13 protein-coding genes and 1 riboswitch are annotated in these 14791 nt (G+C 40.5%); of the genes, 4 read left to right on the forward strand and 9 right to left on the reverse strand.

All coding sequences use genetic code 11. The annotated features are described in order from the left end of the window. Nucleotides 1-2: 2 nt before the first annotated feature. Nucleotides 3-1934: a tetratricopeptide repeat-containing diguanylate cyclase gene (locus tag Q4533_RS15160; protein WP_303503130.1), complete on the forward strand. Its 1932-nt coding sequence runs from the start codon at nucleotides 3-5 to the stop codon at nucleotides 1932-1934. A gap of 179 nt (nucleotides 1935-2113) precedes the next feature. After that, a complete protein-coding gene (gene queG / locus Q4533_RS15165) occupies nucleotides 2114-3286 on the forward strand; it encodes a tRNA epoxyqueuosine(34) reductase QueG (protein WP_303503187.1) in 1173 nt (390 codons plus the stop codon). 37 nt (nucleotides 3287-3323) lie between these two features. Here the strand turns inward: queG and Q4533_RS15170 are convergent, their stop codons facing one another. Next, on the reverse strand, nucleotides 3324-3542 hold the full coding sequence (locus Q4533_RS15170; protein ID WP_076541563.1) for a dodecin: 219 nt from the start codon (nucleotides 3540-3542) through the stop codon (nucleotides 3324-3326). Between the two features lie 346 nt (nucleotides 3543-3888). Between Q4533_RS15170 and Q4533_RS15175 the strand changes: the two genes are divergently transcribed. Further along, complete coding sequence (locus tag Q4533_RS15175) at nucleotides 3889-4821, forward strand: LysR family transcriptional regulator (RefSeq protein ID WP_102440462.1); 933 nt, start codon at nucleotides 3889-3891, stop codon at nucleotides 4819-4821. Nucleotides 4822-4910: 89 nt separating this feature from the next. Here the strand turns inward: Q4533_RS15175 and Q4533_RS15180 are convergent, their stop codons facing one another. The 6 genes from Q4533_RS15180 to Q4533_RS15205 form a co-directional block, all read right to left on the reverse strand. Continuing rightward, nucleotides 4911-5663, reverse strand: coding sequence for an HDOD domain-containing protein (locus Q4533_RS15180; RefSeq protein ID WP_102476285.1), 753 nt, complete (start codon nucleotides 5661-5663; stop codon nucleotides 4911-4913). Nucleotides 5664-5879: 216 nt separating this feature from the next. Continuing rightward, nucleotides 5880-7865 (reverse strand): TonB-dependent receptor, encoded by a 1986-nt coding sequence (locus Q4533_RS15185; RefSeq protein ID WP_303503132.1) that lies wholly within the window; start codon nucleotides 7863-7865, stop codon nucleotides 5880-5882. Nucleotides 7866-7997: 132 nt separating this feature from the next. Beyond that, nucleotides 7998-8217: riboswitch (cobalamin riboswitch) on the reverse strand. Nucleotides 8218-8432: 215 nt separating this feature from the next. After that, nucleotides 8433-9017 (reverse strand): hypothetical protein, encoded by a 585-nt coding sequence (locus Q4533_RS15190; protein WP_133126429.1) that lies wholly within the window; start codon nucleotides 9015-9017, stop codon nucleotides 8433-8435. A gap of 175 nt (nucleotides 9018-9192) precedes the next feature. Further along, entirely contained in the window at nucleotides 9193-9531 is a 339-nt protein-coding gene (locus tag Q4533_RS15195) for a DUF3622 domain-containing protein (protein ID WP_102440458.1), read from the reverse strand. A 79-nt stretch (nucleotides 9532-9610) separates the two neighbouring features. Then, complete coding sequence (locus Q4533_RS15200) at nucleotides 9611-11581, reverse strand: U32 family peptidase (RefSeq protein WP_303503134.1); 1971 nt, start codon at nucleotides 11579-11581, stop codon at nucleotides 9611-9613. A gap of 141 nt (nucleotides 11582-11722) precedes the next feature. Beyond that, on the reverse strand, nucleotides 11723-12289 hold the full coding sequence (locus tag Q4533_RS15205) for a phosphoribosyltransferase (RefSeq protein ID WP_076541549.1): 567 nt from the start codon (nucleotides 12287-12289) through the stop codon (nucleotides 11723-11725). Between the two features lie 500 nt (nucleotides 12290-12789). Between Q4533_RS15205 and Q4533_RS15210 the strand changes: the two genes are divergently transcribed. Further along, nucleotides 12790-13545: a thiol:disulfide interchange protein DsbA/DsbL gene (locus tag Q4533_RS15210; RefSeq protein WP_303503136.1), complete on the forward strand. Its 756-nt coding sequence runs from the start codon at nucleotides 12790-12792 to the stop codon at nucleotides 13543-13545. Between the two features lie 112 nt (nucleotides 13546-13657). Here Q4533_RS15210 and Q4533_RS15215 read toward each other — a convergent pair whose 3' ends face one another. After that, the gene (locus Q4533_RS15215) at nucleotides 13658-14188 is read right to left on the reverse strand and encodes a cytochrome b/b6 domain-containing protein (protein ID WP_303503139.1); all 531 of its coding nucleotides are present in this window, start codon (nucleotides 14186-14188) and stop codon (nucleotides 13658-13660) included. A 57-nt stretch (nucleotides 14189-14245) separates the two neighbouring features. Next, nucleotides 14246-14767 carry a menaquinone-dependent protoporphyrinogen IX dehydrogenase gene (gene hemG / locus Q4533_RS15220; protein ID WP_303503141.1) on the reverse strand — a complete coding sequence of 174 codons (522 nt, stop codon included), beginning with the start codon at nucleotides 14765-14767 and terminating at the stop codon, nucleotides 14246-14248. Between the last annotated feature and the right edge of the window lie 24 nt (nucleotides 14768-14791).

Consider the following 14791-nt stretch of genomic DNA (forward strand, 5'->3'; position numbering starts at 1 on the left):
ACATGAACTGCTGCAATCAAAAAAGCCTATTTATCCAAATGCTAGTTCGTAAGCCATTGCTCATTATTGGCTTAGGTTTAACTATGCTCAGTATGAGTTTCTCAAGCTTTGCCAAAATAGAAAACCCTGAGTTTGATACACTCTTTAACGCCGCCGATCAAACCGATATTAACGATCCTAGTTTTCCGAAAATGGTTAAAGACCTTGAAAGCTTGCTCGATGTAGAAGATATCGAACGCACTTACTTGTTACTGCCTAAACAGTGTCTTAGTCATAATGTTTTCCATGGCGATGAAAATAAATTAGCCGATCAGTTCATTATTGATACCTTAAAAACTTACCCAGCAATGCCAACAAGTACTCGAATAGAGTTGAAACTCTGTGAAGCAACTATCATGCGTTACCGCGGCGATACCTCAGCGGCAAATGCCCTTATTCGTGAAAGTTTGTTAGCAGCAGAAGGGATTAACAATCGCCGCTTAATGGCTGATGCCTATTCACAGCTTGGTCAAATCGCCTCCTATACCGCTGATTTCGCGATGGCGCTGAAAAACTTATTATTGGCTCATGAGCTGTATAAAGAGTTTGATTTACCCACTAGACAGCACCTCAGCCTACTAGATTTAGCGGTCACTTATCGCCGTATGGGCGAAACGGACACCGCCCTAAAATATTATCTCCAGCTTGAGCAAGCCTTTACCAAGAGCAACCAGCTTGATTTAGCCATGATGGTAAAAATGGACATGGCCTATGCCTATGAAGATTTACACCAATACCAAAAAGCTGCCGACCACTACTTAACCGTATTGGACTATTTTCAGACTATCTATACCGACCCTACATACCCTGCACGGGTAGCTGTAGATATGTCGTATTCACTTATTGAACTAGGTAAATATCAACTCGCCCTTGATTATCTCAAGGAATATGAAGATGTCATCGGCCCTAATGTAGATACTCATTATAGTTTTATGCAATTGTTCTTTGCCCAAGCGAAACATGGGTTAGGGCTCGAAGAGCAAGCAATACCTTATTTAGACAAAGCTACCGCAGGGTTTGAGCGCAATCACAATAAGCGCGGCCATGAAATGCTACTCAAATCAAAAATAGAGATATATGAATCCTTACAAGATTGGCAGCAAGCCTATGACGCACAAATTAGCCTGTATGAGATACATCAGCTAATTGATAAGGCGATGGAAAATCAAAGCAGCACTGAAATGCTAGTCAAGTTTGATAGTGAAAAAATTGAAGCTGAAAATGCTAAATTGATCGCATTCCAATTACTGAAAGAGCAACAGTTAGTCACCCAACAAGACAATAAAAGATTACAAATTATTGCACTAATACTGGGCGGTGCGTCATTAATATTACTGTTTATATTTACTCTCTACTCAAACAAGAAGTCGAAACAATTTAAACAGTTAGCATTGACCGATTTACTAACCCAGTTGCCAAACCGCCTTGCCTTGTATCAACAGGCAAATCAATTATTTAATAATGCCTTAATCAATCAGCAAACTTTGGCTATTGTGTCTTTTGATGTCGATCACTTTAAGCAAGTTAATGACAGCTATGGTCATGATGCTGGCGATCGCGTACTGAAAGCGATAGCCAAAACTTGTCGTGCTAAGCTGCCACCAAATGCTGTCATCGGCAGGGTTGGTGGCGAAGAGTTCTTAGTGTTGCTGCCGCAAATCCGTTCTACTGCCGCGATTTCACTCACACAAGCGATCATCGACCAAGTATCAAGTTATGATTTCTCAGCTATTAGCCCGCAGCTAAAGGTCACTATCAGTGCTGGAGTAAGCACTTATTATGACGAACAAACATTATCAGAACTGATTAAAAAATCTGACATGGCGCTTTACCAAGCCAAAAGAAATGGCCGAAATCAGCTATCGTATTACCATGATGACTCACAGAGGTTATAATAGAAAAGTGAATCACTAACCTAGCGTAAATAGCTGTCATCATGCCTAATTCAAATATACCTCCTAATGCTAATCCAGCGGCTAATACTAATACTGCGCTTAATGCTAGGGAAAAGGAGTCTGCCACAACCCCCTCAGGACTATTACAGCCATTAGCGCATAAGCTTTCAGCCACTGAGATGGCGGAGTTAGCTTACTTAATAAAGAGCTGGGCGTTTGAATTAGGGTTTTCTCAGCTTGGGATCACCGATACCGATTTAAAAAGCGAAGAGAGCAAGTTACAACAATGGCTCGATAATGGTTATCACGGTGAAATGGCTTACATGGCTAATCACGGCATGATGCGCGCTCGCCCCCATGAGCTTCACCCTGGTACCGTCAGAGTACTCAGTGCTCGGATGGATTATTTACCGCCACAAGCTGGCTTTGCCACTAACTTATCAGACCCAAACTTAGGTTATATTTCTCGTTATGCAGGCGGCAGAGATTACCATAAACTGATTCGTAAACAGCTTAAAAAACTCGGTGATAAAATCGTGTCACACTGCCATAACTTAGGGCTTGATGGCATTGATTTCAGACCGTTTGTGGACTCTGCCCCAATCCTTGAACGGCCATTAGCGGAAAAAGCAGGTCTTGGCTGGACAGGTAAACATTCATTATTACTAAACCCTGAGGCTGGCAGTTGGTTCTTTTTAGGCGAAGTGTTAATTAACTTACCTTTGCCTGTAGATATTCCTATCCACCAAAGCTGTAATAGCTGCGTAGCCTGCATAAAATCATGCCCGACTAATGCCATATTAGACAACAATGTCGTCGATGGTCGCCGCTGTATCTCTTACCTCACCATTGAATTACAAGGCGTGATACCTGAAGAATTTCGCCAAGCCATTGGCAATCGCATTTATGGTTGTGATGATTGCCAATTAGTGTGCCCTGTTAACAGTAAAGCGCCGCTAACTCAGCAAACTGATTTTCATATTCGTAAACAACTGATCCAACCTGATTTACTAAGCTTGTTTGCTTGGACTGAAAAGCAATTTCTATCACTTACAGAAGGCAGCCCTATACGTCGAATTGGCCATAAAAGCTGGTTAAGAAACATTGCGATTGCCTTAGGTAACGCGCCGTTTAATCAGCAAATTATTGATGCGCTTAACCTACGCAGATGTAGCGATGAAGTCGATGAAATGGTCATAGAACATATTGATTGGGCACTAGCGCAACAAGCACTTAAACAGCAAGATTTAACCCCTGACGATAAAACAAAAACGGCGCCTAAAAGTCATTTAAGCCGTAAAACCTTGCGAGTGATCCGCAGTGTTGAAAAAGGCTTACCTAGAGACGCTTAAACCTTTTACTTATTGTCATCTTTCAGACACCACGTCTTCAATGAGGTGATTTCTGATCTAAAGTAAAACCGACTTTAATAGTGACTTGCCAGTGAGCAATTAAACCTTCTTCTAGGTGACCTCTGGTCTCAACAACCTGAAACCAACGTAAATGTTTAAGCGATTCATTAGCTGCTGCAATTGCATTTTTTATCGCATCATCAGAGCTGATAGGTGACGATCCTGTTAACTCAATAATTTTATAAGTGTGGCTCATTTATGACTCCAGTCATTTTAAACTCAATCAACATAGAAATTAAATAAAGCAATACCAGTCTGAGTATAGATAAGCCTAGCAAAACTGCGTAGTCGCAGATTAAAAACCTCAAAAAGCCCTCTCTCAATGACCTTTAAACTAGTGATCACTTATTAAAGTCACTTTTTATAAAATCAAAAGCTGTAATTTTCACGTCAAAATAATCACAAAAGTTAACAAAGAGACTACATTTTCGTAAATAAATTACACAGGCGTCTGGACGTCTAGAAGTTTGTTGTGGTAGTCTTGATACAAGCAACCGAATTGATTTCACCCGTAAGTTGAGCAAAATTCATGTGAGGATTATATGATAGAGCTGAGACACCTTCGAACTCTGATGGCACTTAAAGAAAGTGGTAGCCTTGCTGGTGCTGCGAAAAAACGCTTCGTAACTCAATCAGCGCTATCTCATCAAATAAAAGAATTAGAAACACGCATTAATTCGTCTATTTTTATTCGAAAGAGCAAACCATTATCTTTTACTCAAGAAGGCACTCGACTACTTAATTTGGCGGAGGAAATTCTCCCTAAAGTGATGGTGACAGAATCAGATCTGAAAAAAGGCCTTGATGGAGAGGCGCAATCTTTAAAATTGGGCATTGAATGCCATAGCTGCTTTCGCTGGTTAATGCCGGTGACCGAGGCCTTTAAACAAATCGCACCAGATGGCCGTATTGATTTATCTAGCCGTCATTTATTTGATTCATTAAATGCCTTAGCGCTTGGTGAGTTGGATATTGTACTCACTTCAGATCCAGTACCAGGGCATGCACTTGCCTATCAACATTTGTTTGATTTTGAAGTGAAGTTAGTCGTTTCAAATGAGCATCCTCTAGCAAAACAGCCATTCATTAAACCTGAGCAGCTCGCCAAGCAAACACTGATCACTTACCCTGTTCCATTGCAGCGCCTTGATATTTATAAGCACTTTTTAGAACCTGCTGGTGTTGAGGTGGGTGAACAAAAGCAATGTGACTTAACAGCGATGCTGCTTCAACGTATTGCTTGTAATGATGGCGTAGCGGCGCTGCCAAGCTGGTCAATTAATGAAGGCCATGGACTTAACTTAAGTTCTGTAAAACTTGGCAGCGAAGGCTTAAAAAGGCCGTTATTTGCAGCCTACCGCCTTAATACATCCAATACCCATTTAATTCAAAAATGGCTAACCTTAGTGGCTGCTGAAGGGCTAAAGTTACAAAGATTAAGTCAAAAGCACCAATCGCTCTTAGAATGTGCATAAACAAGTTGTGAAAAATCCATAAAAAATGCCACGATTAAGGTGGCATTTTTTATGTCATGGGATTAAATCAACTCGCTATACTAGCTTCATTAATTAGATTCATTAATTGGGTTTATCAATACATTACGTTTGCTCAGCACAGCTCTAAGCACTAAGCCTGCAGAGTTTACATTGCTCGTTTGGTTAATATTATGGGCCACCATAAATTCATTCCGTAACTCATCATCTAACCCAAGAGCCTCAAATGCTTCTATAGATAAACTTTGCTGCTGGGTATCAATGAGCTTTTTTATCACCTGTAATGCTATGGGCTTTTCTGAGGCGGCATTTAAAAATGCAAACGCACTTAAGGTAATCACTTGACCAAATACACTAAATAGCGCCAAGGTTTGCAGTTCATCTGCATCAATATCTATAGCTTGTTTATTGTCTTCAAGCTCACGTAAATAATGCACTGCATCGGTAGCGATATTTTCAGTAAGCGCCCAATAGCCCTTAACTAATTTACAATATGGTTCAGGTAATTCATCTAAGCGTTCTTTTAGATAAAATGAGAAGCTATAGCGGTAAATATTGACTTGGCCTAAACGGATAAGCGCATCTTTTATACTGCGATTTTTTGTCGCGATTACGCCACCAGCTTGAGCGGTATTACTGCGCCAAAGTAAATGAGCGGCAAGCGCGGGATCGCTGGCAATGATATCGATAATAATGCGGATATCTGCTTCATTAATTAAGGCCTTTTTTAAAGGGATCAAAATACCACGGCGCCCAATGACTTGTTCTTCGTTGCCAATAATAGCTTTTACTTGAGTGAGTACCTGCTGCTCAAGGTAGGTCATAAAGCGATGCTTCCCTGTATAATTCTTCGTTCTCGATTAACGAATTTATCCATAGAAACCCTACAAAGGTCAAGTGATTAATGCTAATTAAGACAAAAAGCCGACAAGTGCTTTGTCGGCTTTAGTATCTTCAGTGTAATTAGCTAGATAACAAGTTATTATCGTCTAAAAATCAGACGCTTCGCTTATTATCTGTTAGTTCATTACAAAGGGATTTTAAAAACGATAACCTAAGGTTAAGCGAATTGAGCGACCATTACCCGAGTAATAACCGCTGCCGCCCCATTCCTCAGGAACATAATAGCCAGCACTGACATATTGCTTATCTAACAAGTTGTCAGCACGTAAACTGGCACTCCACTCATTACGGGTATAGTTAATGGCTAAATTAGCCAATACATAGCTTGATAATTTAGGGTCGATATTGGCATTATCGCCTTCCACATAACGCTCACCAGTATAAATACCTTCAGCGAAGATTTGCCACTGTTGGGCAATATCATAACTCACATACGCACGGGCATTATGCTCCGCAACCCAAGAAAGCGCCTTGCCTTCGTTCTCGCCTTCGGTAAATTCAGCATCAATGTAATCATATGATGCGCCCAGCAACCAATCTGCAGCGATTTGCACATCATAAGCGGCATTAACGCCAAAACGAGTTGAAGCATCAGCATTAACGTTAGCACCGCCGCCCTGTGGACCATCAGTGCGCCCTGCGTCATATACAATTTCATCTTCCAAATCTAAACGGTAAAGGTTTAATTTGAAGGTTTGTGTTGTAGTGGTCCAGTCCCAACCTGCTTCATATGAGCGGCCGGTTTGTGGATCAAGACCAAGGGTGGTAATTGGGGTATAGGCTTGCTCATCCACTTTGGCAAAACGGAAATTATCATTGGCGCGAATATAAAAACGATGCGCAAGGCTTGGACGATAATTTAACCCTAACTCAAATGCATGGGCATCATTATCAAGCTCAACACCATTTGCGTATGATAATTGATCTGTTAAGTCATCTGTCACTTCACTGTAACGCCCACCAACTACATAGGATAATGACTGCGTTAATGGCACTGAGGCTTGCACATAAGCACTGGTCACTTTCTGTTCATTATTACGTTGAATGTAAGCAGTATCAAAATCGGCCTCTCCGATACTTAAATCAACCCCAGCAATAATGTCTAAATCACCATTATCTAGCTGATAATTTGCTGTGGCTTTGGGTGAAAAGCTTAATAAACTTCGCTCGATACGCCCAGCACTGCCCCAAATAAAGTTAGTGGTTAGAGTATCAGAGTAAGTTAAATCAGTGGCCAAAGCCCATTCTTTAGTTAATTGGTACTCATAGCCACTGCGCAGCGCTGTGGTCATTTCATGAACATAATCATCATCGGTAAAAGGTGCGGCCTGAGTTGGATCTTGCAGATACTGCTCCAGTGTTAGCGCACCAGGGGCCTGGCGATCATTATCGAAGTAGCTGGCTTCAACAAAGAAATTTTGTAAATCAGTTTGATATTGCAAACGGCCTAGAATTGAGCCGGTTTCACTGTCGTTATTATCGCGATAGTTATCACTTTGATTGTAACTGCCGGCCAAGTAATAATGCCAAGCGTCATTAATTTTGCCTGAAATATCCCCTTTAGCTTCATAAGTATCAAAGCTGCCAGCACTTAATTGCAGTCCGCCGCCGTCTTTATTAGGCGCTTTAGTGATGATGTTAATCACCCCGCCAACAGCTTGATCGCCATAAAGTACCCCAGCACTACCTGATAATATTTCCACCCGCTCAACTTGATTTAACGGCACTGCATTAATGCTAGGAGCCGCAATATCAATATTGTTTAAGCGGCGACCATCAATCAAAATTAAGGTATTGCTGGCGGCTTGAGACGCTGAAAAACCGCGCATGGCAAAAGTCGTACCTGAGTTGTTATCAGACACTTGAATACCCGCTTGAGAACGTAATAACTCCGTTAAGCTCACCGCACCACTAAGCTGAATATCAGCTTGGTCGATCACATTTACATTCGCTGCAATATTAAGAGGATTTGCATCTTGACGACCAATAACCACAATTTTTTCAACCTCTGCATTGGCAGAATTGTCTGTTGTGGTGTCAGCGTAAACAACTGAGGTTGTTGAAGCAGCTAGACCAAATACTAGGCTTAATGCTGATGCGATTTTTGTTAGATTTGTACCCATTTACCTTTAACTCCTGAAAGGAAAAATGGGGCATATTTGCCGCAGCGCATCGTACTCGTAAATTTATCTGTTAGCGATAAGCCATGATTATTTACAAGCAACGAGCTACATTTCGAGATCTGCCCACCGAAATCTCAAAATCATCTATAGGGCCGGTCTCCGGACTTAGGTTAAAGTAGCAAAGCTACTGACGAACATGAATTTTTAACGTTAAATAGCAGCTTAAATTTCACAGCTACAAGCTTTAACGCACTCAGTCCTCACCATTACCGTTGCGGGGGCAGTACTAGATTTTCACTAGTTTCCCGATTATCCCGTGTCGTACACAGGCACCACTATAAATTGACGATAAATTATATAAATTTTTTGATTGCTACGACTTAAAGCAGCCATATAACAAGCTGATATAGTATAACGTGCTTATGGGGATTTTTGATATAACGAAAATGAATCAATCATATTATTCAACTTATTGAAAAATAGTTTGAATAATATGATTACTCATTAATAGCTCGCTTACTGATAAGCGGATTGTTGATAAACCAATTATTGATAAAAAGAAAATGTCTAGAATCGTAACTGCTTAAAATTCGACATAAATTGACGATGATTGGTCGATTTTAATGGCGCTGAGTTTTTATTAAAAACATCGCCGCGCATAGACTTATGCATAAAGTACAAGTCTTCAACGCCTTTAATTACGGCGTAATAACCTATTTCACCTTGCTGTTTAACTGAGCCACCTTGCTGTAAAAAGTTAGCCATAACGGTACAGCCGATAATGCCGTGATACGCTTCTTGACCACCCATCTGGGTTTTTCCAAGTTGCTCATAAACCACCTCACCTTGGCAGCTGTCTTGGTAGGTGCTAGCAAAATTATTTAAAAATCGCTCAGGCTCGATATTTTCTGCCAAGCCCTCAAAGCCTTGAATACAGAATAAATCAGACCAATTATTTAAACTTTCTCCAGCAGGAACAAACTCAGCTTTATACATATTCCCTTTGCTAGAATTAAATGCCATATTCCAGCCAATAGGCAGCTCAAAAGACACACTTTTGGAAAATATTGATAACTCTCTTTTTGCAGCGTTAGTTGCATCTGCTGATTGATTGGTGGTGCTATTGAGGTAAGACTGTGACTCTTTGGCCATTACTTTATTTCCAGGGCCTAATAACAACAGCCCTGAAAATATTATTGTCGTAAAGCAAGCTTTCATACCTAATTCGTCCTTGGTATTGGTGCTGAAAGGTGAAGTTTGGTTTATTCAAAAATAAATACGGCAAACCTTGTCACCAAGTTGTTGCATTACTGTAATGTTTTAACGCTTAATCTTCAACAACATCTGCGCTATCGGCAGCATCTATTTGCTTAGCATCATCTGATAATGCATCTGCTTCATCGGTTAATGCTTCTGCAGCAATTGCATCTGCAATTGATTTAGCCTTAAGTTGTTTTTCTGTTTTACGTTTATTGCGTTCAGCTTGCGTGGTTAAAAAAGCGGGAAGCTCTTGCTTACCCCAAGCTTCAGCCTCGGCTTCTGATGCAAATCCGTCATGACTTTTAGACACAATAGTCTTAGTTGCAGTCATACGACGAGTGATTTCAGTTTTCCAAGTTGTACCAACTTGTTTTACTCTAAAATCATATTTTTTTGCTTTAGTCATTTTGGGCTTTTTCCTACAAATTTATCGCCACGCATCGCGCGTGATAATGGTTATTGAGTAATAAGATGACATCACCTGATTACTTTACTAATTGATTTGATCCAACGATCATCATTTCACATTTTAGGCAATCGAAAACCAGCTTTAAGCGGTCTTTGCCAATATCGAGCACCATTGGGTCAGCTTTAATGCCTTCAACTTCTTTAGGGCATAAATTAAAGCTGTAACGTAAGCAATGCTTAGTCACCATTAATGGTGCATCGGTTAATAGTTTGTTTTTCTCGTAAGTGTCTTCAATTTGAACCACACCGTGTTGCTCATAAAATTCACGAGACTTATCGTTTGCAACATTAGATAAAAAACTTAAATACTTTTGCGGGAAACGCGCTGACTTATCATGCTCAGCTCGCTGTGGTCGCTGGTAGCCTTTTACTCTGGCGTCATGAAAGGCGGCAATGGCATCTCGCCTTAAACCATTAATCACTGACGCTGGTAAAAACCAACGATTAGCACATTCAATCGTTAACTGCTGTAACTGATAGTCACTGTTACCCAGTTTGCCGAGCTGCGTTCGCAGGCTTGCATCTGCTTTAGCGTAATCTTTCGCCGGCTCTTTTGCCCACTCAAGCTCTACTGTAACGCTATGGGCATGCTTGTCACTGATGGTCAGTGAAATGCCTTGCGGCGTATCAGCCAATACCATATCAACCGCAATGTTACGGCTAGCAGAGTCTTTTGATAGCAAAGCATCAAATTGATGATCGAAGTTTCTAAATAACTCCACACCGACTTTTAAGTCTTTCGACACATCGGTCAGATATAAAGTATTACCATCAGCGCGGTTAACCCTTAAGCCTTTGGTTTTGTTATCAGATAAACGCTGCTTTTGATAACCATCAATAAAGAAGCACAAGCCATCACCGTTATTAAACTCAACGGCTTTACCCGCTTTACTGCTATCGACTTTAATAAAATCGCGGCCAACACTGGTGATAACCCCCACTTTTTCACCAATGTACTTTGGCGAGCTAAAATGCTCAATTTGCTCAGTACGTTGATTAATAAAGTAATCTGTCTTACCGCGGTTAAAGCTTTTTTCAGGATCTGGCGTAAAAGTAAATTCGCTTCGACCATGAGACATTGACTCAAGATCGCTGCGGCGATCAATAATCGCATCTAACTGCTGGCGATAATGGGCGGTGACGTTTTTAAGATAACTAATATCTTTTAAACGGCCTTCCACTTTAAATGATGTTACGCCTGCATCAATTAATGCTTCTAAATTCTCAGTTTGGTTGTTGTCTTTTAATGACAACAAATGCTGATTTTCAGCTAACACTTCCCCATCACGGGTGGATAAATCGCAAGGCAAACGGCACATTTGTGAACATTCACCACGGTTAGCACTGCGATTAGAAAACGCATGACTGATATTACATAAGCCGCTATAACTGACGCACAATGCGCCATGAACAAAGTACTCAAGCTTAAGTTGCGTACTGGCTGCAATTTCTTTAATTTGCGGTAAATTCAGCTCACGGGCTAATACCACCTGTGAAAAACCGACCTGTTCTAAAAACACTGCTTTTTCTGGGGTGCGATTATCCATTTGGGTACTCGCGTGCAGTGCAATTGGCGGTAAATCTAACTGCAACAAGCCCATATCTTGAATAATTAATGCATCCACACCTGCTTCGTATAATTCCCAAATAAGTGCCTGCGCTTTGGCAATTTCGTCATCCATTAAAATGGTATTTAACGCTACAAACACTTGAGCATGATAACGATGAGCAAACTCTGCCAGCCTGGCAATGTCTTCCACACTATTACCGGCATTATGGCGTGCACCAAATGCAGGTCCGCCAATATATACAGCATCAGCACCATGACGAATAGCTTCAATGCCGTAATCAGCATTTTTAGCGGGTGCCAGTAGTTCAAGCTGCTTTTTCTCTTGCGACTTGCTCGCTAAAGATTGAGAACCTAGAGATTGAGTATCTAGAGGCTTATCAGTGGTTTGTTGTGGGGAAAATATCTCAACAGAGCTCATAATGGGCAGTATCTTTTCAGGGTAATAATAAAAAATGCATCAAGAAGGTGAATTAAACACGGACAATAACCACGTGTCAGGCACTCTCTTGACGCACTGTTGAGCTGCTAGTTTAGCAAAAAATAACCAATATCGATGCTTTTACTTAAACAAATGCTGAATATTCTTAAAATCTGTTTTACCTTCAGCGATTTCTTGCGGGTTTAAACCTGACACTTCATGAGGAAAAACAAGCCATTCTTCAGACTCATGGATAAAATAATCCGGTTTTAAATCAACTGCGGTATTTTTTGGTTTGTAATAAGGACAAGCCACTCGAATATCTGTCGGGATATTTTTGCGCATAAATTTTTGCAATTTATCAATTAATGCATCAACACTGCGGCCAGAATCAAATACATCATCCACAATTAATAGCCCATCGTCAGCATTTGCATTTTCAATGATGTAATGTAGGCCATGAACTTTGATTTTCTTGCTTTGCTTATCAGTACCAATACCGTAATAAGATGACGTTCTTACTGCGATATGATCGGTTTCAACATTCTTAAAATCATAAAATTCTTGCACTGCAATACCGATTGGAGCACCGCCACGCCAAATCCCCACAATAAATTGCGGTCTAAAGCCACTATCGTACACTTGTGCTGCTAATTTGAATGAGTCTTCAAGCAACTGCTGTGCGCTAATATAATGTTTCTCTGTCATTGGATAAGGCCCCTATTATTTTATTGCGGCGGATTTTATACCAATTATAGGTAACTTGTCTGTGAGGAAGAGAAATATTTATCAAATAAGCCTCAAACCGCACAATGACGACTTGGTATAAAATCACCAAAATATAATAAGTCTCAACTGCCACTCATCAAAGTGCCAGTGTAAATAGTCACAATTAAGCGGGCTATAGTGACAAAAGTGGCAAAGAGACAATAGTGACGACAGTGAGCGATTTCGGCAAGTTTGTGAAGCTTGGCAAATTCTGCGTACTGAGTCGTTATAAAAGCTAGTTTAAATTGCAGTGCTTTTTACTAAAAAGCACTAGGCCATCACAGTTTTAACACTGACACTGCTAACGGATTCAGTCATAATCGCAGCTAACTTTATGGCAATTAAGCAAGTGCTTAAGTTGCTTGAGTTATTTAAGTTGCGTAAGCTTAATTATCTCTCGCGATATATCGCCAACATCACCCCACTTTGTCGAGGCATACATGGTAAAGATTAAACATATTGCATTCACGCTGGCTGTTGCTGCATTCACATTAACCCTAACGGGCTGTGGCAAACCTGCTGATACAACGGTTACAACTGCAGAAAAAACTGCTGTTGAAACGGCTGTAGAAACTGTTGAAAAAACTGCTGTAACTCCATCTAGGTTTGTTGAAGGTCAACATTACACTCAAATTTCTGATGCACCAGCATCAACTGAACCTAAGATTTCTGAATTTTTCTCTTTCTACTGCCATAACTGTTACAACATGGAAACCCAGTACCTGCCAGAAATTAAAGGTAACTTGAATAAAGAAATTAACTTTGAAACCAAGCACGTTGACTTTATGAACAGTGATATTGGTACTGAAGTCATGCGCGCTTTAGCCGTTATTCATGAAGTGGGTAATGCGGATGTATTAAATAAAGCCATGTTCCAAGCGATTCAAGGCGAAGGTGGACACCACGACCACAGTGCTCCAGGTCATAGCCATGACGAGCCTGAAATCAACAATCGTGACGATATCAAACAAGTGTTTGCAGCTCACGGTATCGATAGCGCCGCTTATGACAAGATTGCTGACAGCGAAGCTACAGATAAGAAATTGTCTCAATGGCGCCAACAGCAAATCATGTACCGCGTTCAAAGCGTACCGACTTTCATCGTTAACGATAAATATGCTATCAACATGAATGAAATGCGTACTCTTGACGATCTAATTGACGTGATGAATTACCTAGCGTTAGAAAAGAAATAAGCTAGAAAAGTATCATTTCTAAGTATGATATTTAGCGTATTAAAAAGCCCAATCATGATAATCATGCTTGGGCTTTTTATTATCTTTAATAAATTATGGCATTTATACAGTCTTAAGAGTTTCTGACCATATCAATAATATGGAACATGGCAAACACGATATGTACCATCAAGAAACCCACAAAGCCTTGGGCAAAAAGAATGTGGTATTTACGCCACATTAACGCATCACTGCTACCTTGAGTGATAAACCATGCGATGCCGGTAATACTCACTAGCGCGATTAAAATCAGCCCTATTCCTTCAACAACACTGAAGATACCTTTGCCTCCAGAGCTCGGTAAAGTGCCCTTTTTTAACTGTTTAACTTCATCTACACATTGGGAAAAGTCTAATCTTAACCACGGAAAGAACTGACGCCAGTGGCCATTTAACAGATTCTTCAGCATAAATAACAAACCAAATATAGCTGCCACTAAGCCTAGATACACATGCAAACTGTCCCAAATACTGGCATTGGCTCTTAATTGCCGACCGATTAGGATCCATGGGCTAGTTACCACCAAAAATACGCTTAGGGTTATCACAATGACATGCAGTTTTTCGGCAATAGCACTAACCAAAGCAGATGACTTTTGACTCATGAATTTACCTTCCTTTTGCAATGATAAGCACTTAACTTATTCTCAGTCTTAAGCTCGTTAAGCGCTATGAATTTGGTCTACATAGGCATCGACTTTTTCCCAGTCGGTGTACTCAACTTGGGTATTAGGATCGGTAGGCCCTTTGGTCATCCACATGATAAAGCGAATAATATTACGATCCATTGGGCCATAACCTTGATAATCTAAATTCCCCCCAAACACTTCCAGCACTTTGGGTTGCCAGTCACTTTGTTTCAAAAAGGCTTGCATATACATGTTGGTATCAGGGGTGTTTTTACCTGGCTTTCTCGCCACTAAACTCACTGAGAAAAACCCATTAGGTTTACTATCTAGTATCGCTTTATTGTTCGCCGTAAACGTATATAACTCTGCTCTATGCTTACCATGACGAATACTGGCACCGATAAACACTTTATCAAATGCGCTAACATCCGGTTTATCTTGCAATGCTGCTAAGGTAACAGTATTACCTGCTGCGATTAGTTTTTCTTGCATATAATTGCAAATTTTACGGGTTTGACCGTGAACCGTTGAATAAATAATTAAAATGCTACTCACGTTAACCTCAATTTTAAAAAAGTG

It is taken from the genome of Shewanella sp. 6_MG-2023 (genome assembly GCF_030547195.1).
Classification (GTDB): Bacteria; Pseudomonadota; Gammaproteobacteria; order Enterobacterales; family Shewanellaceae; genus Shewanella.

Excerpts from the sequence above, each read along its gene's own strand:
- Q4533_RS15200 (WP_303503134.1), bottom strand. The coding sequence starts at position 11,581 with ATGAGCTCTGTTGAGATATTTTCCCCACAACAAACCACTGATAAGCCT.
- Q4533_RS15195 (WP_102440458.1), bottom strand. The coding sequence starts at position 9,531 with ATGACTAAAGCAAAAAAATATGATTTTAGAGTAAAACAAGTTGGTACA.
- Q4533_RS15210 (WP_303503136.1), top strand. The coding sequence starts at position 12,790 with ATGGTAAAGATTAAACATATTGCATTCACGCTGGCTGTTGCTGCATTC.
- Q4533_RS15185 (WP_303503132.1), bottom strand. The coding sequence starts at position 7,865 with ATGGGTACAAATCTAACAAAAATCGCATCAGCATTAAGCCTAGTATTT.
- Q4533_RS15170 (WP_076541563.1), bottom strand. The coding sequence starts at position 3,542 with ATGAGCCACACTTATAAAATTATTGAGTTAACAGGATCGTCACCTATC.
- Q4533_RS15215 (WP_303503139.1), bottom strand. The coding sequence starts at position 14,188 with ATGAGTCAAAAGTCATCTGCTTTGGTTAGTGCTATTGCCGAAAAACTG.
- Q4533_RS15160 (WP_303503130.1), top strand. The coding sequence starts at position 3 with ATGAACTGCTGCAATCAAAAAAGCCTATTTATCCAAATGCTAGTTCGT.
- Q4533_RS15205 (WP_076541549.1), bottom strand. The coding sequence starts at position 12,289 with ATGACAGAGAAACATTATATTAGCGCACAGCAGTTGCTTGAAGACTCA.
- Q4533_RS15180 (WP_102476285.1), bottom strand. The coding sequence starts at position 5,663 with ATGACCTACCTTGAGCAGCAGGTACTCACTCAAGTAAAAGCTATTATT.
- queG (WP_303503187.1), top strand. The coding sequence starts at position 2,114 with ATGGCGGAGTTAGCTTACTTAATAAAGAGCTGGGCGTTTGAATTAGGG.
- Q4533_RS15190 (WP_133126429.1), bottom strand. The coding sequence starts at position 9,017 with ATGGCCAAAGAGTCACAGTCTTACCTCAATAGCACCACCAATCAATCA.
- Q4533_RS15175 (WP_102440462.1), top strand. The coding sequence starts at position 3,889 with ATGATAGAGCTGAGACACCTTCGAACTCTGATGGCACTTAAAGAAAGT.